Source organism: Polaribacter sp. NJDZ03, assembly GCF_019263805.1.
In the GTDB taxonomy this organism is placed as follows: Bacteria; Bacteroidota; Bacteroidia; order Flavobacteriales; family Flavobacteriaceae; genus Polaribacter.
In genome coordinates this window covers 43405-69383 of record NZ_CP079195.1, presented here as the reverse complement: position 1 = coordinate 69383, position 25979 = coordinate 43405, and the positions used below count along the sequence as shown (strand labels likewise).

Here is a 25979-nt window from a genome sequence, read left to right as displayed (position 1 = left end):
AACGATAACAAATATAAAAAAACAATATTTAAAAACCACTATAACGGCAGTTTAACGTTTAACTAAGCAAATTAAAGACTAACTAATTTCACTCCAAATTTTAGAGTTTTTAGACATCTCTACATATGCTTTTTTAATATTGATATTTGCCGGTTGCGATAAATTACCATCTTCTTGCAAAACAGCAATTGCTGTATTTCTAGCGGCAACTAAAATTTTAGAATCCTTTACAACATCGGCAATTTTAAGATTTAAAACACCACTTTGTTGGGTACCCATTAAATTACCTGGTCCCCGTAATTTTAAATCTACCTCAGCTATTTTAAAACCGTCTGTAGTATCTACCATGGTTTTTAAACGTGTTTTTCCTTCTTCAGAAAGTTTATAACCAGATAGTAAAATACAATAACTTTGGTCTGCACCTCTACCAACTCTTCCTCTTAATTGATGTAATTGAGATAACCCAAAACGTTCTGAGCTTTCAATAATCATTACACTGGCATTGGGCACATTTACACCCACTTCTATTACAGTAGTAGCAACCATAATTTGCGTTTCTCCTTTTACAAAACGCTGCATTTCGTCTTCTTTATCTGCAGGTTTCATTTTTCCGTGCACAATACTAATTTGATATTTTGGCGTAGGAAAATCTCGTGAAATACTTTCAAAACCATCCATCAAATCTTTATAATCCATGGCTTCAGATTCTTGAATTAAAGGATACACCACATATACTTGTCTTCCTTTTTCAATTTCATCTCGCATAAATTTAAAAACAGATAAACGATTTTTATCAAACCTGTGTACTGTTTTTACTTCTTTTCTTCCAGGTGGTAATTCATCAATTACAGAAATATCTAAATCTCCATACACAGACATTGCCAAAGTTCTAGGAATTGGTGTTGCTGTCATTACTAAAATGTGTGGAGGAAGAGAAGAAGCCCCACCAACCTCCCCGAAGGGGAGGCTTTTATCACTGTTGTGTAATTCTTGTGTTATTTTCTTTGTTACATTTTCTATGTTTCCAATAACCTCTTGGTTGGTGAATCTTATTACTTTAAAACCTAATTCTTGTAAAATCTGTGTTCTTAAATTGTCTGCTTCTTGTTGTGCTGTTGTGTTGTGGTACTCTCCATCTACTTCAATAATTAGTCTTTTTTCAATACAAATAAAATCGACAATAAATTCATCAACAAGGTGTTGTCTTCTAAATTTAGAATCTAGCTTTTTTGCCTTTAATTGTTGCCAAATAACTTGTTCTGCTGGTGTGGTTTGTTTTTTACGTTCTACTTGTAATTCCTTCATTAAAGCATACACAGAAGGACGAGCAGTTTCATAACGATTTAGCACTGCTTGAGCTCCTTCCCTTCGGGAAGGTTGGGATGGGCTTTTTCCTCCTTTTTTCCAAAGTTGAGCTCTTTGTGCAACTCCGAATCTATGTTGCTCATCAATAATTGCAATACCAAGATTTTTAAACTTTACTTTATCTTCTAACAAAGCATGCGTACCTATTAAAATATGCAAGGTTCCGTCTTCTAAATTCGCATGAATTTCTCTTCGCTTTTTTATTCTAACAGAACCTGTTAATAAATCGACATTAATGTTCATGTCTTTTAACATTTCTGAAATAGCATGATAATGTTGGGTTGCCAAAATTTCTGTTGGCGCCATAATTGTTGCTTGAAAACCGTTGTCTATTGCCAATAACATGGTTAATAAAGCAACAATGGTTTTACCAGAACCAACATCTCCTTGTAAAAGACGATTCATGTGTGCACCAGATGCAACATCTTTTCTAATTTCTTTTAAAACTCTTTTTTGAGCATTTGTTAAATCGAAAGGTAAATGGTCTTTATAGAAAGTATTAAAGTAATCGCTCACGTTTTCAAAAACAAAGCCTTTTATTTTTGTTTTGTTGATGAGTTTCTTTCGCAATAGCTGCAACTGAATAAAAAATAATTCTTCGAACTTTAAACGATTTTGTGCTTTGGCTAAGTTTTCTTGACTTTTAGGAAAATGTGCATTCAGCAAAGCATCACGCTTAGCCATCAACTTAAAATCGTCTATTATTTCTTGTGATAATGTTTCTGTAATTACTTCAAAAAACTGCTGTAATAAATGCTGAACATAATTGCGCATTAACTTATTAGAAACACCAGAATTTACTAACCTTTCGGTAGATGGATATACGGGTTGCATTTTAGATTGCAACTTTTTCTTGTATTCCGTAACCAATTCTAACTCTGGATGTGGAATACTAAAATTGCCATTATAATGGTTCAGCTTGCCATAAACCACATACGGTTCGTTAATTTTTAAAGAATCTTTAATCCATTTTTGACCTTTAAACCAAACCAATTCCATAGATCCTGTAGCGTCTTGAAAAGTTGCCACTAACCTACTTCCTCTTTTTTGAGCTACCGATTTTACGCGGGTAATTTTACCAACAATTTGAACTTCAGAAGAATTTGGTTGTAAGTCTTTTATCGCATAAAATGCGGTTTTATCAATATATCTAAACGGAAAGAAATTTAATAAATCATTACATGTTTTTATACCCAATTCGGTGTACATAAGCGTTGCTCTTTGTACACTAATTCCTTTAATATATGTTATGGGATAGTTTAAATTCAATTTTAAAAAATATAAAGAACGAAAATACAGAAATCAATAAGAATAAAGTATAAAAAATTAATTTTTGAAGCTGATAAAATTTATCGATGTATTTACAATGCTAAAAACAAAAAATAATCCCAATTGATTTAATATTAAAATCAATTGGGATTATTAAATAAACACCAAATACTTATCTCTTCTTGTTTTCTAATCTAAAATCACTTTCTTAGAAACTTTACCGTTTTCTGTTTCTATATTAATAATATAAATAGCATCAGATAATTTACTTGTTTTTAATCGCTGTTGCTTAGTTTCTTGTTCTAAGTTGTTCCATTGACCAATTGTTTGCCCTAAAAGGTTAAACAACTTCACTGTTTTCAGTTGTAAATTATCATTGTTATTAATTACTATTTCCTGAGTAGTATTATCTAAGAAAACAGTAATGTTTTTATTTAAAACAATAGCATTGTCTGAAACATCTAAAACCGTGGCGTCACTTTCTTTAAATGTTAAGAAAAAACGATCTGTATAGTTTCCGGCAGATAAGGTTAACGAGAATTTTCCATTATTAATTAAGTAAGCTTTACCTGTTAATTTGTCTTTTATAAATACATCTCTATTAATAGCTTCCCATTCATCTACACCAATAGATACAGTACCATTTTTAACTAAAGAAACAAATAAAGGAACTTCTAGATCGTCTGTAATAGCTTGTACTCCAGTAATAGCGTATTTATCATCATTATTAGGGAATTTCCAGTAAATATCTGTTTCTCCAACATCTAACATTGCAGCATCATACCCTTTTTCATATCCAAAAGAATTGTTATGTTTAAATGAAATTCCTATTTGTCTGTGCAATCCTAAACCTTCTTCATTTACATAATCCATACCCAACTTAATTACCGGAAGTTTATTTACAGTTATAGTTTTTTCTTTAGAATCATTATTACTTTTATAGAAAATAGACTCATCTCCTTCTTTTATATATTCTCTTTGAGAGTTATTAAAATTAATAGTACCTCCATCGGAATCTCCATCAACAAAAAACCCTTGCCCCATAGCAATATATGCTTTAGGCTCATGATAATTTCCATCTCCTAAAGAAGGAGCTCCTTTAGTTGTAACACGCCCTTTTAAAGTAAATAAATCTAAATATAAGCCTACTGTAGACTGACTAGAGTACTTAATTTTAATGATATCTCCTACTTTAACATCTGCTTGAAAATTAGCTTCTGAATATTGATCTACTCCAGAAGAAACTAATTGAAGCTCTTGTACAACTCCCTCGTTTACCTGAAGACTTATTGGAATATCTCCGATACTCTTATAAGAAAAATAAATTTTATCTGCATTAATAGAACTTTCATAAGAAAAACCTTCATTAAATGACGTTAAACGTAAACCACTAACCCCTATATTAACAGGATCTGTATATAAAATAGCTCCATCAAAAGGAATACAAGTCTCCGCTTGAACCACACTAATTACCGACTCTGAACCATTATTGCTCATTACCTGATTAGCAGATAATCCCATAGAAATATTTCTAATAGCATAACCACCAATGTAGCCACCAAAATTATGCCCTGCGGTTCCTGAGCCACTTTCTTCTCCTGCATGTTCCCAGAAATATAAATCACCTGTTATAGAACCTGTTGCATCATCTATATTATCTTCTATAAATTTCTTTGCACTTATTGCTCCTGCAAAAGGGTTTCCTACTAAATAAGATTCATTTGCCCCAACTGTTGTGCTCATATCTCCATCTTTTGGAGTACCTACAAAAGTATAGTTTTGCTCATGATCTGGTCCTTTAAAAATAAAACCATCCGTCTCAGAAATTTCTTCATTTTTGTATTTATGTTCCCAATTAGATCTACCTCCATTACCATTGGCATAAGTATACACCCAGTAATCTGCTATAGAAATAGGATCTGTACTCCAAGTACCATTATAGCCACTTATAAAAGTTATATCTTTTGCTATTTGAGTACCTATTGTAGAAGTAGCATCTAAAACATTGGATCCATCTTTTAAAACGCTTTCTATAGTATAAGTAGTTTGTCCAAAAGTATTTACAGGAGAACTCATGTAGTTATATCTATACATACTAGGTACCATAGATTTTTGATCTACCAATAACTTACCAGAACCTGTAATTTGACGAGTACCTTCATGTGTTTGTACTAATTGCGCTTTGTTAGTTTCATCTGCACTTATTAACCTAATTTGCCCATCTAAAACAATGTTATTAGTTACTACTAATAAATGATCTGTAACACTAAACACACTACCACTTGTAACTTCTAATTTACGTGCACTTAATTTTTCTCCATGATTGTAATTTTCCGAAATTTTCACCTCTCTAGACCTATCTGGATTACCGTTAGACCAATCTCCACTTATTCTATCTGTTAAACCAAACCTATGCAACCCTGGCTTTATATTAGCATCTTCCGAAACACTTGTTGTTGTAATTTCTGATAATAATGGAGCATGCGCATGACGTTCATCATTAACATCAGCAGCATCATTTGCTAAATCTGTATAGGTAATAATATTATCGTCTATAAATGCAACCCACTCAGAAGGTGTTACGTCTCTGTTTGGTGACGATACATTATCTATACGCACATAACTTGTATTATCTACAATGTCTTTTATTGCATCTGTTCTTAAATTCCAAGCTTTTAAACCTGTACCTTTTGTTAATGCAATAATGTCATCTGCTTCACTAAAATCTGTAGCAGCGGTATTAATAATCTCTAAAGCAGTTGTTAATTTGTTAGCAACAGTCTTAGAAGCTATTAATACAGATTCTCCAGGACCAATAAATGAACTATTTGTAACTTCTTCCGTTGGTATTATGCCTAATGGAGCAGCCGTATTTTTAAAGAAAGCAATATTTGCCGTATTTGGAGCAACGCTATTAATAAGATCAATATTTGTTACTTCTATCCATCGTTCTGCAGCTGTTTGATATACTTGCGTAATCATTGCTGTTCCGCACGCTTTAATGCTTTTATCCAAGGCGTACGTTATATAAGTTGATGGATAAATGGTAATTGCTCTTGCAGTATCATCTGTTTCTATACTTGCTACTAAACCGTTACTACCAACTTCTTGACCAGTAATAGATATATCTATCACTGAGTTAGCCACACTTGTTGTAGTATTTGCAGAAACATCTGTTCCGTTACCATTGGTTACATTTGTCGTTTTTAAAATACCAGGTACGCCTGCCTCCATAACATCTGGACACCCATCCCCATCAGAATCTAAGTCTAAACTATTTATAATACCATCATTATCTTCATCATTAAATTCTGCAGGGCATTGTAAAACACTAAAAACAATATTATCTACCCCAACATCATTACCTGCCCCACCATTAGGTTGATCATTATAAATTACAATATCTACCTCATCAGTACTACCTGTAAAATCTAAAATAACCCTTTCCCACTCATCATTATTAGTTACTCCTACCGAAGAAGCAGTTTTTAAAGTTGTTCCACTACTATCTTGTACTTCTAATCTAAAAATAGGTGTATCAGGACATCCATTGCATAATCCAGACATATCTAAACGAAATCTATAATCTGCACCAATAACTAAATTATTAAGAGTATGACGATAAAACTCCTTATTTCCTTCATTAATCATGTTAATAGACAAATACCTACCGCTTGATGAACCTCCTGTAGGACCATTAAACTCATCTATATTTGCATCTAAATTTCCATTTTGATCTGTACGGTTGTAATGCCCTAAACCAGAATTTAATGAAGATACAACAGCATAAGAACCATCTGGAATAGCTCCCCCAGTGTCATAAAAATGATTTAAAATATAAGGATTATCTGATCTTCCGGTACCTGTACCAAAGTCTTCACTATACAATTCTACAATTTCTACTTTATCTTCAATCGGACAATTACCATTCTCTATAATATCTATAATACCATCATTATCATCATCAATATCTAAACTATCATCAATTCCATCATTATCTGTATCGACTAAACAACTAGCAAAACTTCCTTCTGTAGCTCCTCTTGTATCTACGAAAGCTCCAAAAACTTTAATTTCATTATCTAAAGAAACACCTACCAATGCTGAAGCAGAAATTTTTATTCCTGAATAAGCCTGCGTCGTTTTAAAGCCAAGATTAAGATCTCCAGAACCAGATACCCCAATAATATTTGTTAACAACTCTAACCCGATTAAGTTACCTGCGGTACTAGACTCCAACTCTACTCCAGTAGCACTTAAAGTAGTAATCGTTAAACTATTTTGTAAAATACTTAAGCTTACTAAAGCATCATTAAAATTTAGTGAGAAACCAGCATATGATCCTGCAGGAAAACTATTCGTTGCATCCCTTACTGCTAAACTAGCTGATCCACCAACACTTGCTAAAATATTAATTGTTGCATAATCTGTATCGTCACTTGTTATTACGTTATCTGCATTAGCAACACTACAACCTACACACGCTAATCCTGAAACACCTGTTTGTTTAAAATCTATATAGGTAGAAAACGTTGGTGCGTTTAAAGCGTAAGAAGTATTACACTCTAAAGTTGTTGAACACATTTTTTGAATAAAGCTATTGTAAATTTTAATGGTACCTAAATTAACTGCTGCTAATGGCGCTGCAAATTTAATACGAACCTCATCAAAAGTTTGTGTAGCAGAAAAACCAATAGTTTGTTTGTTTTCTGAAGCTAACAAAGGAGCACCTACTAAAAGAGGACCTCCAGACTTAGACTCTACCAAAGTTCCATTTAAATAAGTAGAAATAGTGGTATTACTTAATACATCTATTGCTACAAGAGATTCTGATTCTATTACAAATCCTACATAATAAGGGTTCGTTGTTGTAGCTACATAATTGTCTAAAACATCGTAAACACCAATTTCTAAAGCTCCTAAAAGATCTATATTTAAACCTAATTCTGCATAATCTTCTGTGTCTGAATTTATAATATTCTCCAAACCACCTATATTAACACCTGCGCTTACTAAACCAGTACCTACTGTCTTAATTTCTACCGGATAATCTGTATTTGTCAAAGCTACTTGCGTATTACAATCTAAAGTATCTGTATTACTACAATATTCTTTTATAACAGGATAATTTACATTAAAATCACCTAAACTAACACCAACGGTATCTGAAAGCTCAATTTTAATTTCATCATAAGGCTTAGTTACATCTGTTACAAAACCTACATTTCTTGTAGCACTTGTTAAAAGCGGAAGTCCCACAAGAGCATCAGTAATATTTATAGACTGTTGTTCTACATTACCTAAATAAGTGGTAATTTTTAATGTACTTAACACACTTAAATCCACAGCAGCATTTGTAGTTATATTAAAACCTGCATAAGTACCTCCTGCAAAAGGAACTACTGCACTAGTTTGAAAATCTCTTTGTTTTTTTACTGATAAATATACCGTTCTTAATACTCCTACAGAAAGTACACCTCCTGTTAAATTAGCATGAGTGCTAGCGTTACCATCTAATACATTTTCTGGGTTAATACCTGTTGTACCTAGAAGATTAAGACTAACACCAACCTGACCAACATCATCTACTTCCATAGCATAACCTTTTCCTACAGAAACTTCAGACATTGTATTACAAGATAAAGCACTACTTGTGTCTTTATAAATTTTCACAAACGGATAGTTCACAACTAAAGTTGTAACCAAACCACCTACAGAAATTCTCATTTCATCAAAAGCAACTGGAGATACAAAACCAATATTTGCACTTGAACCAAAACCTAAATTAAGTGATAATACATCACTCGAAGGAGTATAAGTAGCTACTGCTGATGAGTTACCATCCTTATATAATTTAATTTGTATTGTACTCCCCACACCTACTGATGTTCCAATATTAAAACCAGCATAAGTTCCTGCAGGAAAATCTCCTAATGCAGAAGGTGCTGTAATTGTTAATGTATTAGTTCCTAATACAGTCGCTAATGTAGAAGTAGAATTAGTAGTTGTATTATTATCTACAGCATCTGCTCCATCTCCAGTCCAGTCATGTGTACATATTTCTGGTGTTACAAAAGTTGCTGGTATGCAAGAAGTTCCGGAACCATCTGCAGTTACCCCACTAAAATTTCCAGTACCATTAACTAAAGGTACAATTACATTTTTAGGCAGATCTATAATGGTATTTACTGCAAGAGTTTTTGTTGTTTTTGCCTTATCATCTGTAAGACCTTTTAAACCTTTATCATTGGTAGCATAAACATTTATGATGCTTAAAATGAATAAAAAGGTGAACCATTTTTGAGTTGTTTTGGTTTTCATTTTTCGGGGAATTAAAAAATTATAAACTTTTGTATATTGTTCCTCTAGATTAAAATTATATACCTATAATTTTATCCTGAGAATAATTATTCTAACGATTATGTTATTTGAATTTTAATAAATAATTGAGTAAGTATCTTATAAGTACTAAAACTTTTTAAACACTTGTAAATTACCTATTATAGTAACTATAGCACTCTATGCATTGTCTTATTGACCTACAATAGAAGGGCATTTGCTACTTGCTATCATAACCAAACTTAAGAAAAGTGTGATTATTAATAAAAGATACTACTTGGTTCTCCGGAGGTTTACCAAGAATATCAACAGTAAGTGTTGTTTTAGTCGTTGTAGACTTGTTAGTAAGCCTTTTCACCTGTTTATTATTCTCTGCAAAAGTATTTAAAATACTTAAAACGAATAAAAGGGTAAACCATTTTTGAGTTGTTTTTCTTTTCATTTTTACGGGGGATTAAAAAATTCATAAACTTATTTATACCATTACTTAAGGTTAAAATATAATTCTTACCTAAAATAACTACACAATGATGTTTGTTCTTATTTTAGTAAAATAACATAGCAATTATCTTAAAATATCTTACATAAACCTCTAAAGACTAATTTAGTAAATTTGATTAGACATATCAATAATATATATTTTTTTTCATAAAAACAAACTTTAACCTATTAAATATCTAATATTTAATCAAAAAACATAAACATAACCTTAGCAAAACATTAAATACACAAACAATTATTCAAAAGACTATTCCTTATTCTTTTTTAAGCGCTTTCATAGTTAAAAAATTATTCTTTATTCCTCAAAATATAGTCCTTCAAATCAAAGTCAAAATAACTGCAATCACTGCAATTTCTCGTAACACAAAAAAGCAATTCAAAAGCTAAAAAAAGACTCTGCTTATTTATTAAAATTCATCTAAAAAAAAGATCAATTTTAATTTTTAAAATATTCTAAAAGATCAATTTTAATAATTAATTATTAAAATAAATTGAGTACTACACTCTACAAATAAACACAATAAAAACACCAATATCAATAAGAAAACACTAAATGAGTAGTAAGTGCGTAGTGATATGAAAGAAGTTTTAATAAAATACTTTTTAAAATTAATTTCTATTTAAAATACTATATATAATTTCGCACTTCTATTTATTTATTATATAGAAAAACCCCTACATTTTTTTCCCCCACAAAAAACACACCTTTAAAAAATGGTGTAATACAGTTATGTGAAACCTATCCATATTCCTATAGAATTTAGTTATGGTTAAGTTAAACGTGCGAAAATAAATTTTATGTTCATAGTTATATAATATGAGCATTTTTAGTGTGATTAATATAAAAAAAATTATGAAACAGCTTTATTTTAACAAAACTAGTATTTCTTTAAAAGTTACTACTAAATTCAGCATCTATAAGTTTATGCTACATACTTTTTTAATGTTTGCTCTATTGGCTTTACAAAATACAACTGCACAAACAACAGCCACACCAAATAGTATTAAACTTAGACATCCTCATCACGTAAAAGGAAAAACAGAAATAGACACTAATTTTTCTGAAGTAGAAAAAATCACATCTTCTACCTCAACGACTCCTCTTATATATAGGAGTGAACCATCTACGGTAGCCCCCCATTTTAATCCTTCTGTAAACTTTTTGGGCTATAAAACAGCGTATACTGCAGCATCGATCTCTCAAACTACAGTTACAAAACAACTCTATCTTACTAATACAAATGCATTAGATAGAATAGACCCTGTAGCTACAAACGATTTAACGACGGCATCAAGTGCTACTATTTCTCAAACTGCACCCCCTGTTTCTGTAGCTAATAAAACAACATATATAAATGCTACTAACTCTAAAACAAGTCATTCTTTTACACATAATACAACGGCTGCAAACCAATATTTAATTGTTGCTGCATCTTATGAAGGTAAAACTTGGAATTCTCAAAGTTCACACTCAAACATTACTTCCATGACTTATAATGGAGTATCTATGACTCGTTTAGGTTTAAATTATGTTAATTATGATAATTATTTTGTTGAAATATGGGCCGTTAAAAACCCTGCAATAGGACCCCATAAAGTAGCTTTTAATGTCGATGAAGGTGGAAGTCTAAAAATGTCTGCCGGAGCTATTAGTTTTAATGATGTAAATCTTAACAATCCTATAAGATCTTCTTCCAATAGATATGGAAGCGGTAACTCTTTTTCACAATCTATTAATGTACCAGCAAACGGAATGGTGTTTGACGCTATTGTTTGGGAAAGAAATTTTAGTAATCATACTCAATCTGTTGGAACGGGACAAACAAAACAGTGGGATTTAGGTCCAGATAACAATCTTTTAATTGGTGCAGCAAGTACAGCAACAGCACCAGCTAATAGCACCATGACTTGGTCTGGTGGTGGTGGTCAATTTGCACATCTTTCAGTTGGTTTAAACCCAAGCTCAACAACATCTGCAACATCAGTATCCTTTACACAATCATTGGCAGTTTGCAGCCCTTTAATAATCGACAACCTTACCCCTATTGATGTATCTACTTATGTTAGTGTAAAAAGTGGTACAATGCCAGCAAACCCTAATATAACAGCGATTTTAAAATATGGTGCAACCAACATAAAAACATTAACAAACCCAACGTATAGTGGAGGTATCTTAACATGGAGTGGCTCTTTGGGCACAAATACAACGATACCTGCAGGACAGGCAATAACCTTAGAAATTACATCGGCACAGACTGGTGTTACTTTTGCTATAGATTACGACAGCAAAACAAAACCTTCAAAAATTAACCTACCTCTTTCTACCTATATAGATATTACATCGTATGCCGTTTACGATGCACCTTATCCAGGTGGTAACATTATAACAAGTGCTTCAGCTGGTACCAAAGCTTATTTAAGAGCCATAGTAACCAACCCGTTTGGAGCTGATGATATAAAAGGTTTAAAAATAAATATTTCAGGTAGCCCTGTAACGGCAACTCCTGTAGCTAACGCTGGTTGTTCTCGTACTTACGAATATGTTTGGAATACTACAGGGTTAGGTGGTACATACTCCATACCTGCAACAGCAGAAGAAGGGTTTGCAGGTAACGGAACAGCTACAAAAGCACTTAGTTTTGATATTTGTTCTCCTATCGTCGATGCTCCAGTATTTTCGCTAGGTGCAACTTCTGATCGTTGCCAAGGTGCAGGAACTACAACTCATACTGCTATATCTATACAAGCTACAAGCATTACATATAGTCTAGATACAGCAAGTAAAACAGGTGGTAACTCTATAAACTCCACAACTGGTCTAGTAACTTATGTTGCAGGATGGTCTGGTACATCAACAATAACTGCAAGTGCAACAGGTTGTGGTGGCCCAAAAACAGCTACACATACCGTTACTACAAAACCATCTGTAGAAACACCTATGTTTACTACTAGTGCTTCTTTAGAAAGATGTAAAGGAGCAGCAACAATAACTTATAGTGCTAAAGCAGCCAATACAACAGGCATTACATATACGTTAACTCCAGCTTCTGCAGGAACAATTAATACCGCTTCAGCAATCGTGGCTTGGGCATCTAACTGGAGTGGAGATGCAACAATTACTGCTATTGCGGCTGGGTGTTCTGGACCTAAAATTAAAACATTAATAGTTTCAAGTAAGGCTATAATTGCAAATGATGATGCTGTTACCGGACTACAAGGAAGACCGATTCCGGTAAACGTATTAGCCAATGATAAATGTGATATAGATATTAGTACTATATCTATAACCGTTAAACCAGTTAATGGTAACGTACAAGTAGGTAATAACGGAAACGTAGTATACCTACCAAACGGTAACTTTTCCGGTACAGAAACATTTACCTACCAAGTTGGTAGTACTGGGGCTCCAGTAGTTTACGATACTGCCGTGGTAACAGTAACTGTACAAGCAGTAAACGGAGACCCGTGTTTGGAAGCAACCAATAATAAAACATTTTATTTACCGTTTCCGGAAGATAAAAATATGTTAAGGAAAGCACTAATTAGTGCTGCTAGTACTAATCAATTAAGTGCTAACATTAGAACAATTTTGGCCATTAAATTTCCTTACCCTAATACAACTATAATCTACGATCATTGGGAAGATGGATATGAAGCAGATATTAATAACCCTACACAATCCACCACAACAATTTGGGGAGATGGAAACCTTACCAATGGTGTAGCTCCTGGCTACCCAACCGATAAAATTCCTGCGGGAGGTTACATAGATATTGATGATACGTTTCGCTATAATTCTAGAAATTCGGCAGAAATTAAATATGATGGAAAAGATAAACTTTTAGCTTCATCTGACGTTGCCATATCAAAAATATCTGGAGATGCTGGCCCAAATGGTAATAGTGGGGGTACTATATTTGACGTTCAAAATACAAAAACCAATGTATTCGATACGAGTCGTTTCGGAGAGCTTTTTGTAATTCCATTTGGAGAGGATATTTCAGGGACAAAATTTGATAATGTATCTGCATTTAAATATACTGCCTTGTTTATTAGGGCAGAAAAAGATGGTACTGTAGTTAGTTTAGATTACAATGGAGATAATAAGGTTGACGTGACACATAACCTTGATGAAGGAGAAGTTTGGCTTTATGACGGAACAGCTAATAGCCCAGGGGTAAATAATGATGTAAATAATGCCAATGATATTAAATCTGGAGCCATTGTTACTGCAAACCATCCAGTAGGTGTAGACTTGCTGTTTGGAGGGATCGATTTTTACGGAACACGTAACTTAGCACTTTTACCTGGTGAATTTTATAGTGATACTTATTATACTCCAGTATACACAACTCTAGATGATGCGCCTGTTTCTGTTTTTTTTACAAATAGTATAGCAACTCCTATGACCATAAAGTGGACTTCTGGAACAAATGCTACCGGAAGTGTTGTACTGCCTGGTAAAGGTTCAAATTTTCTAGAATTACCTAAAACAGCAACTGGTTATAAATTTGAAAGCACAAATGGTAAAGCTTTTACGGCTATTTCTGTTACCGATGCAGATGCAACAGGATCTCAATACGATTGGTCTTACAACCTTATTGCAGCCAATCGTTTAACAACTTTTGCAAGTGTTGCTTGGGCACCTGGTTCTAATGATAAATCAGCAAATTATAATCCAATTTGGATTACGCCAACTGAAAAAACCACTATTTATATAAAATATGATGGTAACTTAACAACTAGCCCAAATACACCTGGAAATAGTTGTAATCTACCTTTTGATAAGGCAGTAGCTTTAAATGCACTCCAGTCCTATCAAATTTATGCCCCAGGCAACGACCAAACCGGAGTAGCAGTATACACATGTAATGATGTACCGTTTGCTGCCGTTTGGGGACAAGACCCTAACGCAAATGGCAGTGTAACACCTGTTGGATCACCTGCTCAAGATGTGGGATATGTGTTGGAACCAAGATGTTTACAACAAATTTTATTTGCAAACGACGATTTAAAAGGTACTTTAATAAATACGCCAGTTACAATAGACTTAGATAATAACGATGTAGGTTTTCTATGTCTTATAGACCCTGCTTCCATTTCTACATTAGGAGTCTTACAACCTGCTAACGGAAAAGTAGTTACAAATGGAGATGGAACTATTACGTATACCCCTAACCCTGGTTTTTCTGGTATAGATGTATTTGAATATAGAATTTGCGCTAGCGATTTTCCAGATGTCTGTGATGTTGCTAAAGTAAGAGTACCAGTTGGTTGTTCCATAACAAATCCTGGAAAAAACAATATAAACGGAACGGTATTTATGGATGATTCTTTAAATGCCACTTTTGATACTGGTGAAGTTGGTAAAAGCGGAATCAAAATTAATTTATATGAAGACAGTAATAAAAATGGTCTTGTAGATACTGGAGAACCACTTAAACAAACAAGCACAACAGATACTAATGGAAATTATTCACTAGAATTTACGGTACCAACAGCACCTATTACAACTATTACTAAGAGTGTTTTACAAAGTTCTGATGATATTGAAGAAGATTCGGCTGGAGGAACACCACTTCTTAACACTAACAGTCTAGATTTAGGTACCTTTAATGGAACTCCACGAATTGTAGGAATGAGATTTCAAAACATGAACATTCCTAAAGATGCAATTATAACCAATGCGTATATAGAGTTTACAGCAGAAGCAACTAATAGTGGATCTACGAACCTTATTTTTTCTGCAAATGCTGTAGATAACGCTCCTACATTTACTGCTACAGCAAATAACACTTCATCACGTACAAAAACAACGGCTACTGTACCTTGGACTTCCGTACCAAATTGGAATACTGTTGGAGGAAAACATAACTCCCCTAATATTGGAAAAGTTGTTCAGGAAGTAGTAAATAGAGATGGTTGGTCTCCAAACAATGCTATTGCAATTTTAGTGGTAGGAGATGGTACTAGAGTCGCTCAATCATTTGATCGTAACTCAAGTAACGCTCCAAAACTTGTAGTGAATTATAGATTACCAATAACCACAAAATATCTTGTAAAAGTTGATGAATCTAGCTTACCAGCAGGTCATACTGTAACAACATCAAATATCCAAAATGCTATTTTTAACAATTCTGATGTTGCCGATTGTGAAAATAATTTTGGTATTGCTAATTATTGTACCAACCCAAATTTACCGGATAGCGATAAGGATGGTATCAATGATATTTGTGATTTAGATGATGATAATGATGGTATTTTAGATACAGATGAAGATACAGGTACAAGTTGTAAGGTTCCTTTAAATTTAAAGGTATCTTGGATTGGAAGTGATTACGATTCGGGAGCTTTTGAAAAGAAAGTAGCAGGTGATGAAATTTATATAGATTTTGATTTTGGAATAATTGATTTTTCAGGCTTTACACTTGCAGATGTTTCTAAATTTAAATTTAATTACGCTACTCAAGGATTAACAAATATTTATCAAAGAATAGAAGTATTAGCTGCAGATTTACCTAAAACTATTGGAGTATCTTACGTTTTACAAGCAGGAGAAACTGGTGTAAATACTGGATTTACGAGTATTGATAAAGTTAGTTTTAGTTCAATTTATGTAGAACTTACTAATGGAATAACAATTCCTATTAGTGATATTGCTGCTATAAATCTTGTAGGTTCTGGTAATGAGACTTTTGGGATTAATGGTGTTAATTTTGATGCGTGGTCATATTATGATTGTGATGGAGATGGAATACCAAACAGTTTAGATTTAGACTCCGATAATGATGGTTGTCCAGATGCTTTAGAAGGAGATGAAAATGTAACCGCAGCGATGCTTGTAACCCCACCAAGCGGCACTTTATTAAAAGGTGGAAACGGAGTAGATCCTGTAACAACACCAACATCTGGTACTCATAATGCCTCAGTATTATTAAACTTAGGAAATTCAGTAGATGCAAAAGGTGTACCTAAAGTAGTTAACGCAAATGGTACAGCAGATATTGGTGGAGACCAAGGACAAGGAATTGGTACTTCAATAAATACAATTATTCAAAGTACGGAATGTAATACTGTTGTAAATGCAGTAAATGATATTAACCAAACACCAAAAGATACCGCAGTTAACGGTGCATTGTTAACCAATGATGAAAACGTAACAAGCGTAACTATTATAACAATTAATGGCGTAGACCATACTATTCCTGCAGGAACTACTGAAAACCCAGGAAGTGTAGAAATTACAAATGTACCTGGTGTTGATGAAAACGGAAACTCAGTTACAAATACTGGTTCATTACTTATTAAATCTGATGGTACGTATACTTTTACACCTGCTTTTGGTTTTACAGGTACTATTAACCCTATAGGCTATACAGGTGCAGGTGTAGAAGATGCAACAGATACCGCGTTATTATCTATTAAAGTAATACCAAACGTTGTCCCTGGTAATAATCCGCCAACGGCGCAAAATGATGTAAATACTACAGAGATAAATACAACAATTACTAATGGAAAAATACTATCTAACGATAGTGACCCTGATGGTGATACATTAACAGTAACTAGTATTACCACTAATATTACTAATAATTCTAATGGTACAAGTACGCCAACTACCGTAAATACGTTTCCAATTGCTGGAACTGGACAAACATTGTCTGGTAAAGATCTAAAAGGAACCAAAGTTGATGTAGCTGGTAAAATAATAATGGCTGCTGATGGAACTTATACCTTTACTCCTGCAAACGGATTTATAGGTACTGTAAATAATATTACTTATACAATTAGTGATGGTAAAGGTGGCACAGATACAGCAATTCTTAGTATATCTGTAAAACCAGACTTTGGTAATACTACATTTGCTAATGACGATGCAAATTCTGCTCCACAAGAAACCAATATGACGGGTAATATTTTGGACAATGATTTTGATCCAGAAGGTAATCTACAAGTGGTTACTGCAGCTTCTGCAAATGGAATAGATATTACTCCCGGAACTGCTATTGATATTCCTGGTGTAGGAAATATTAAAATAGATACCAATGGAGAATATATTTTTATTCCAATAGCGGGTTATATAGGTACAATTCCTATAACCTATACCAAATGCGATACAGGCGTAACGCCACAAGCATGTGATAAAGCTACCTTATATCTTACTTCACTTCCTATTTCTGTAGTGGCTAAAGATGATATAAATCAAACACCACAAGACATTACTCTTAACGGACAATTAACAACCAATGATAAAGGCGTAACAAATGTAACAGCTCAACGTTTTGTTTTAGGAACTGCTAAACAGGTTTCTGGTAAAGATAAAAACGGAAATAACGTTGCAAATGCAGGTAAGTTAACAATTAATAGTAATGGTACTTATGTCTTTGTTCCTGCTACTGGTTTTACAGGAACTGTTGATCCAATTACCTATACAGGAAATGGTACAGGAGGTGCTACAGATACTGCTATATTATCTATTGAAGTAATTCCAAATGTACTGCCTAACAACAATCCGCCAACGGCGCAAAATGATGTAAACACTACAGAATTAAATACCCCAATTACCAATGGAAAAATACTATCTAATGATAGTGATCTAGATGGAGATGCATTAAATGTAATTAGCTTTACAACCAATGTAACAACTAATTCTGGTAGTAATACTACTTCAACTACTGTAAACACGTTTCCTATTTCTGGAAGTGGGTTAACAATTTCTGGAGTAGACATTAACGGAAATACTGTAGATGTAGCAGGTAAAATATTAATGACTGCAGACGGAACCTATACCTTTACTCCAGAAACTGGATTTACAGGTACTATAAATGAGATTGTATACACAATTAGCGATGGTAAAGGTGGCACAGATACTGCGATTCTTAACATAAATGTGATTCCTAATTATGGTAACACAACATTTGCTAATGATGATGCTAATTCTGCTCCGCAAGGAAATAACATGACTGGAAATGTATTGACGAATGATACAGATCCAGAAGACAATAACCAAACAGTTACTTCTGCTTCTGCAAACGGAACGACTATTACTATTGGAACAGCTATTGATATTCCTGCTATTGGAAACATAAAAATAGATACAAATGGAAACTACACATTTATTCCACTTGCTGGTTTTGTAGGAACGATCCCTGTAACGTATACTAAATGTGATAACGGAACTCCATCTGCATGCGATACGGCTACGTTGTACCTTACTTCTATTCCTACTGATGTTATTGCAGAAAATGATATAAATCAGACTCCGCAAGACATTCCGGTAGATGGACAATTAACAACCAACGACCATGGTGTAATAAGCGTTACAGCTGCAGGATTTACTTTAGGAATACCGAAACAAGTTGCAGGTAAAGATAAAAATGGAAATGACGTTAATAATGCAGGTTCAATAATTATTAACAGTAATGGAACATACACTTTTACTCCGGTAGCTGGTTTTACAGGAACTATAAACCCTATAACGTATACAGGAACTGGCTCTGGTAATATTACAGATACGGCAACATTATCTATTGAAGTAATTCCGAATGTTCTAACTAGCAATAATCCGCCAACGGCGCAAAATGACGTAAACACTACAGAGTTAGATAAAACTTTAAATTCTACGGTACTTTCTAACGATAGTGATCCTGATTCTGAAGATATATTAATTGTAACATCTGCAACAGGCTTATTAATTAATACAGAAACAACCGTTAATGGTATAGATGAAAATGGAAATAGCGTTACTGCCGGTACCGTTAAATTAAATACTAATGGAACGTATACTTTTGATCCAACACCAACTTTTGTGGGTACTGTAAATGACATTATTTATACCATTAGTGATGGTAATGGTGGTACAGATACAGCTATTCTTAGTTTAAATGTGATTTCTAATTACGGAAACACAACATTTGCGAATAACGATGCGAACTCTGCCCCACAAGGAGAAACAATGACGGCTAATGTATTAACAAATGATACTGACCCAGAAGATGATAAACAAACAGTTACTTCGGCTTCTGCAAATGGAACAGCTATTACTATTGGCGTTGCTATTGATATTACAGATATTGGAAACATTAAAATAGATGCCAATGGAAAGTATACTTTTGTACCAGATGCTAATTTTACAGGAACGGTTTCTGTAATATATGAAATTTGTGATAATGGAACTCCAAAAGCCTGCGACAAAGCCACTTTGTATTTAACTTCTATTCCTGTTATTCTTGCGGCAGACGCAATGATTACACAAGTATATCAGTTTGGTAATGAAAGATGGATTGAAATTACAAATATTGGAAAAACAGAAATTCCTGCAAATACCATTAATGTTCAATTGTTTCAAAACAAAACAATTGCAGAATTGGTTACACTACCTAACATAACTGACAATATTCCGTCATTAAAAATAGGTATGCCATTAGCTGCAGGTAAATCTGTATTAATTAAAAACAGCGGATCTACTACTCTTAAAAATCTTGGAACTGCAAATATTATTGAGAATGAAAGCTTAACTGCGTTAGACGATACCGTTAATGATATCATTATACTTTCATCTACTACAGGAATTACTTCATGGCTTAATAGATATGATGTTGTTTCTAATATTGCTAACAAAACATCGATAGTAAGAATAGATGAAAGGTTAACACCTAATAAAGAGTACACAGCAAACGAATGGGTGGTGTTTGTAAATGATATTGAAGGCGATAAAGATTATATTTCTCCTTATGCAGAAATTAGCAATACAATAAAAGGTACTCCGAGACATCCACAAGCTCCTGTAGTATCAGAAATACTAAATTCTAATAAAGAAGCAAACACTCTGTTGGGTTTACATAGAATAGATAAAACTATTTCTAACTCTAGCAACGATAAAACTTGGACAAATGGTTACCCAGACAGGTCGCGTGAAGTAGTAATTGATAAAGATTTTGAATATGCAGATAGTAGATTAAGTGCTAGAAAACTAGAAGTAGCTGCAACTAAAAAGTTAACAATAAAAGATCAATTATTAGTAGTTACAAATAATATTATATTAAATGGAGATATTCGTTTAAGAGGTCCTTTAGCTCAATTGGTGCAAACACATACTGATGGCAGTATGGTTTCTGGTACTGGTAAATTATTAGTAGACCAAAAATCTATGGTGCCTAGTTTATATAGATATGGTTATATGAGTTCGCCAGTTACATCAACATCTTTGGTAGACACGTATTCTTTATTTGATGTACTTAGAGATGGTACAGATATAGACAACCCTAAAACGATTACTTTTAATCAGAATACTTATGACGGTTCTTATACATCAACAGGTATAACAATCGCAGATTACTGGGTATACTCCTACTCGCCTAGTTCTAACGGAAGATCTAATTGGATACACCAACGTAACGATGGAGATATTAAAAGAGGTGATGGTTATACTTTTAAAGGACCTGGAAAAAAAGATGGCCAAATCTATACTTTTATAGGAACCCCAAATGATGGAGATTTTAACACTATAAAAAATATAGGTGCTAGTGAAGATTATTTAATAGGTAATCCTTTCCCTTCTGCTATGAATGCTAGAAAATTTATTGAAGACAATAAAGATCAAACTACGGCGACACTTTATTTCTGGGAACATAAAAAAAGTGCTATTGGAGAAGGTAATGGAATTGATGGCCATGTATTTGGCGGATATATCGGTGGATATGCAACGGTTAACTTAGCTGGTGCAGTTGCTGCAGATGCTGTTGCTGCTAATAGTAATAGCGGTACTTCTGGATTAGGTAGTGAAACTTATACAACACCACTTCCTTACATAGCAATTGGTCAAGGTTTCTTTATTCAGGGAGATCCAAAAACAGGAGGCGAAATTAAATTTAACAACAGCCAAAGAGCTTATGTTAACCAAGGTACAAAATCTGTTTTCTTTAAAGGTAATAAGAAAACCAATAAATCTAAATCTTTTGATAACATATTACCTTTTATTAAATTAGGTTTTGAATATAAAAATGATGAAAACCTACTGATACATCATCAAACAGGAATCTCTTTTCTTGAATCTAATTCTTTTGAATTTGATAAAGGATATGACTCTGAAATATACGAAACAGGTAAAACAGATATGTATTGGAAATTCCCTAATGATGCTAAAAAATATGTAATTGCTGGTGTACAAGAAATTTCGAATGAACTAGAAGTTCCTTTAGAAATTACAATGAGCAATTCTGGAACGGTAAATATTATGGTAGATGAGGTAAAGAATGTATCTAACCACCTATTTATTACAGATAAACTTACAGAAACTTCTTATAAAATTACAGATGGTAAAATTACGTTAACCTTAGAGAAAGGTGTATATACAGATCGTTTTGTACTAGCTTTTAAAGAAGCTGCAGTACTTGGTTTAGATAAAGATGTCTTAGCGGCATACACTAATATTTATGCAGACAATGAAAACCAACAAATTGTAATTTCTAAAAACAATGAAATAGAAATTAGTAAAGTAGAATTGTTTGATATTATTGGTAAAAAAGTAAGTATTTGGAATATTAAAGAACAAAAAAATACTTATCAATTAGATATCAAAAAACAAATACCAACCGGTTTTTACATTGTAAAAATGAGCACAAATAAAGGCATTATGAATAAGAAAGTAGTAATAGAGTAATTTAATTCCGTCTTCTTAGTTTGCTAAATAAGGAGATAAAATCATTTAAGGCTTAAAATAGAAAAGATTATTTAAAAGAGGTTTTTAAGAAAATTTTTATCTTTTATTATAATTATTAGTTGCGTCCCCACAAAACTAATCTCTTTTCTATTTAAGTCTTTTTTAAATAAAACTTTTATACATTCTTATTAAAATTAAAAGGTAGACTTAAGGTAAACTCTTAAGAAGTACACAAGACCACAGTAGTAGAATTAAATTTCTTATACTGTGGTCTTCTTATTTTTACCCATTAAAAAAGAACTAAAATAGATTACCTCAATAATAACATTTTAAGATATCAGATTCATATCCAACAAAAAAAAGGATATAAAATAAAAAAACAACAGCAACAGTTGTATTTCAAAAACCTTACTGTACGTTATTACATTTAAAAGAATTATTTTATTTGAGGAAATAAACCGTTCTATATTAATGATAATTTATCTTATTGCTGAAATTTTAAAAAGTAGAAATATTTATAATCCAAAAGAAACCTTCATTAATCGATAATAATTTAATAATTCCTTACAAGAAACCGTAACTTCTAAGAACCAATAGAAAACACTTGATACAGATTTTAATTATTGGCAGGAATAATCTTTTTATTAAATCACCAACAAAAACAACAGTTTAACAAGAATACACTACAGTTAAACAACGTATGTTCATTTATAAATAAAAAAATAGCAAATAAAATATTATTTTGCTATATTTGAGAGAATATTTATTTAAACTAATCCCCCAAAACAAATGAATAGCACAAAAAATACCCAGGAATTATTATTTCAAGTATCTAATTTTTTTAAAATTCAATACTCAAAGAATAAAAAAGGAATTGTATTTTTAATACTTATCTTATCAACCTTTTTTAATGCCAAAGCTTACGCTTACTACTCCATACCAATTAACGAAACCACTACAGTAGGTTGTAAAGACAACATCCCTTTTAAAAACACAAAAAATAATGAAACTAACATTGCTAAAACAACAAAAATTATAGAGTTGTTACCTGTTATTAAATTAGGGTTTGAATATACAAATAAAGAAAACTTAAGATTACATCATCAAATAGCTATTTCTTTTCAAGCAACAAATTCATTTGATTATGATAAAGGTTACGACTCGGAGTCATATACAGATAATGAAACTGACATCTATTGGAAATTTAAGGATGATCATAGAAAATATGTAATTACTGGCGTACAACAAATATCTGATGACTTAGAAGTTCCGTTAGAAATTACGATGGGATATTCTGGGCATGTCGATTTAATGGTAGATGAAATTCAAAATATTTCTAAAGAATTTTACATAAAAGATAAACTTACCGAAAAAGTATACAACCTAAAAGATGGTAAAATTAACTTAACCTTAGAGAAAGGTGTCTATTCTCATCGTTTTGTTTTAGCTTTTAAAAAATCGAACACACTTAATATAGAAAACGATGCACTAATAACAGAAACTACTATTTATGCTGATAATCAAAATCAAAATATTATAATTTCTAAAAATCAGGAAATAACAATACATAAAATAGAACTTATTAATATACTTGGTAAAAAAGCAGACTTCTGGAATATTATAGAACAGAAAAACAGCTACCAGTTAGCTCTAAAAAATGAAATACCAATGGGAGTATATATTGTAAAAATGAATACGAATAGAGGTATGATAAACAAGAAAGTTTTAATTCAATAAGTTCTAAAAAAGAATGAAAGGTATTAACCAAAAGCTGAATAATGAAAACATTACTCAGCTTTTTTTGTTTGTTTTTTCTATAATAAGTTTTTATATAAAACGAGCACTTGAGACAACAAATATTCAATTTGAATATTTTTAAGAATATTTTTTTATTAAATTCATAATAGAAATCTAATTTTTAAAAGAATGCATAATAATCAGTGATAATTGAAGGATTTGTAGCCTAAAAGTCAGTAAAAACAAATATTCTTTTGCTATATTTGATAGTGTGTTTATTTAATTTAATTCCCCAAAAAAATGAATAATACTAAATACATAGCCAATTAATACTCATAAAATAAATTTCTATAAGAAATTATATTACAAGAATAAAAGTACAATAACTAAAAAAGTTTTATTTTAAAAAAACAAATGATATATTCAATCAATAACTAAACAAACTAATTAAAAATGATTGCACTACTAATTCAAACTCCACCAATTAGTCCACCTCCACCTCCACCAGGATTACAAATAGATACAAGTATTTTAACACTAACTATAATAGCCATATTATATGGTGTTTTTACAATAGTAAATGCTAAAAAATATTTTTTAAAGAATCATTAAAAAAGGAAAAGTTAAACTTATATAAGTTTAACTTTTCCTTTTTTAATATAATAAATCGCATTCACATATATAAACAATTGCCTAAAAAAAGTAAGCATAAACCTTTATAAAAACTACATAACATTCATAAAATGAATCCTTGTTTAAAAATGAATCAAAACTACTGATTCGTTGCTCAGATTTTGTACCTTTGTGCCCTATATTCAAATGAAATAATGAGATTACACAGAAACTTAACTTTTGCAGTTATTGACAGCATAAGAGATATATTTAATGAAGGTGTTTATGCAGACAAAGCTGTAGAAAAAGCTTTAAAACGGGATAAACGTTGGGGAGCAAGAGACCGTAAATTTGTAGCAGAAACCATATACGACATTGTTCGTTGGAACAGGTTATACGCAGAAATTGCAGAAGTAAAAGCACCGTATGATAGAGATAATATTTGGAGACTATTCTCTGTATGGTGTATTCTAAGAGGAATTGCTTTACCAGATTGGAATCAAATTGGAGATGTACCAGAAAGAAGAATTAAAGGCCGTTTTGCAGAATTATCTACTACAAGAAAATATAGAGAATCTATACCAGATTGGATGGATGAAATGTGTTCTAAAGAATTAGGTGAAGAAATTTGGACGAAAGAAATTGCGGCTTTAAATGTACAAGCAAGTGTAATTTTAAGAACCAATACCTTAAATATTACTAGAGGAGCACTTCAAAAGAAATTAAGAGCAGAAAATGTATTAACAGAATTTGTTCCTAATCATCCAGATGCTTTAATTCTACCAGAAAGAGCAAATGTTTTTAAAACGGAAGCTTTTCATAGTGGTTATTTTGAAGTTCAAGATGCATCATCGCAACTTGTTGCTGCCTATTTAGACGTAAAACCAGGTATGAAAGTTATTGATACTTGTGCAGGTGCTGGAGGTAAAACTTTGCATTTATCTGCTTTAATGGAAAATAAAGGACAAATTATTGCCATGGATATTTACGAAAGTAAATTGCGTAAATTAAAAGTGAGAGCAAAGAGAAACAAAGCACATAACATAGATATGCGTGTAATTGATTCTACAAAACCTATTAAAAAATTACAAGGTAAAGCAGACAGAGTTTTAATTGATGCTCCTTGTTCTGGTTTAGGTGTTATCCGTAGAAACCCAGATTCTAAATGGAAATTACAACCAGAATTTATAGAAAACATTAAAAAAATTCAACAAGACGTATTACAGCAATATTCTACAATGGTTAAACCAGGTGGAAAAATGGTGTACGCTACTTGTTCTGTATTACCTTCTGAAAACCAAGAGCAAGTTAATCATTTCTTAACATCAGATGCCGGAAAAGACTTTACCTTTGTCTCAGATAAAAAAGTGTTAGCGCATATTTCTGGTTTCGACGGATTTTATATGGCACTTTTAGAAAGAAAATAATACAACAAAGGGTTATATTTATTGCTGATGTAACCCTTAAATTGCTAAAAAAGAAAGTATTTATTTTT

General features: G+C 32.3%; 7 protein-coding genes. 4 read left to right on the top strand and 3 right to left on the bottom strand.

Annotation, left to right across the window (positions count from 1 at the left end; genetic code table 11):
* Positions 1 to 78: 78 nt before the first annotated feature.
* From KV700_RS00200 to KV700_RS00190, 3 genes are all read right to left on the bottom strand, one after another.
* Entirely contained in the window at positions 79 to 2634 is a 2556-nt protein-coding gene (locus tag KV700_RS00200; protein WP_218598662.1) for a DUF559 domain-containing protein, read from the bottom strand.
* Positions 2635 to 2823: 189 nt separating this feature from the next.
* Positions 2824 to 8955: a T9SS type A sorting domain-containing protein gene (locus KV700_RS00195; protein WP_218598661.1), complete on the bottom strand. Its 6132-nt coding sequence runs from the start codon at positions 8953 to 8955 to the stop codon at positions 2824 to 2826.
* A 238-nt stretch (positions 8956 to 9193) separates the two neighbouring features.
* Positions 9194 to 9415 (bottom strand): hypothetical protein, encoded by a 222-nt coding sequence (locus KV700_RS00190; RefSeq protein WP_166387309.1) that lies wholly within the window; start codon positions 9413 to 9415, stop codon positions 9194 to 9196.
* A 912-nt stretch (positions 9416 to 10327) separates the two neighbouring features.
* On the opposite strand from KV700_RS00190, the gene KV700_RS00185 reads away from it, so the two are divergent.
* The 4 genes from KV700_RS00185 to KV700_RS00170 all read left to right on the top strand — a co-directional run bounded on the left by KV700_RS00185 (position 10328) and on the right by KV700_RS00170 (position 25911).
* Positions 10328 to 22135, top strand: a complete 11808-nt coding sequence (locus tag KV700_RS00185) for a cadherin-like domain-containing protein (RefSeq protein WP_218598660.1) — start codon at positions 10328 to 10330, stop codon at positions 22133 to 22135.
* 789 nt (positions 22136 to 22924) lie between these two features.
* The gene (locus KV700_RS00180; RefSeq protein ID WP_218598659.1) at positions 22925 to 23872 is read left to right on the top strand and encodes a T9SS type A sorting domain-containing protein; all 948 of its coding nucleotides are present in this window, start codon (positions 22925 to 22927) and stop codon (positions 23870 to 23872) included.
* A gap of 453 nt (positions 23873 to 24325) precedes the next feature.
* Positions 24326 to 24484, top strand: a complete 159-nt coding sequence (locus KV700_RS00175; RefSeq protein WP_218598658.1) for a hypothetical protein — start codon at positions 24326 to 24328, stop codon at positions 24482 to 24484.
* A gap of 215 nt (positions 24485 to 24699) precedes the next feature.
* Positions 24700 to 25911 carry an RsmB/NOP family class I SAM-dependent RNA methyltransferase gene (locus tag KV700_RS00170; RefSeq protein ID WP_166387301.1) on the top strand — a complete coding sequence of 404 codons (1212 nt, stop codon included), beginning with the start codon at positions 24700 to 24702 and terminating at the stop codon, positions 25909 to 25911.
* Positions 25912 to 25979: the final 68 nt, after the last annotated feature.

Excerpts from the sequence above, each read along its gene's own strand:
- KV700_RS00195 (WP_218598661.1), bottom strand. The coding sequence starts at position 8,955 with ATGAAAACCAAAACAACTCAAAAATGGTTCACCTTTTTATTCATTTTA.
- KV700_RS00190 (WP_166387309.1), bottom strand. The coding sequence starts at position 9,415 with ATGAAAAGAAAAACAACTCAAAAATGGTTTACCCTTTTATTCGTTTTA.
- KV700_RS00185 (WP_218598660.1), top strand. The coding sequence starts at position 10,328 with ATGAAACAGCTTTATTTTAACAAAACTAGTATTTCTTTAAAAGTTACT.
- KV700_RS00180 (WP_218598659.1), top strand. The coding sequence starts at position 22,925 with ATGAATAGCACAAAAAATACCCAGGAATTATTATTTCAAGTATCTAAT.
- KV700_RS00175 (WP_218598658.1), top strand. The coding sequence starts at position 24,326 with ATGATTGCACTACTAATTCAAACTCCACCAATTAGTCCACCTCCACCT.
- KV700_RS00170 (WP_166387301.1), top strand. The coding sequence starts at position 24,700 with ATGAGATTACACAGAAACTTAACTTTTGCAGTTATTGACAGCATAAGA.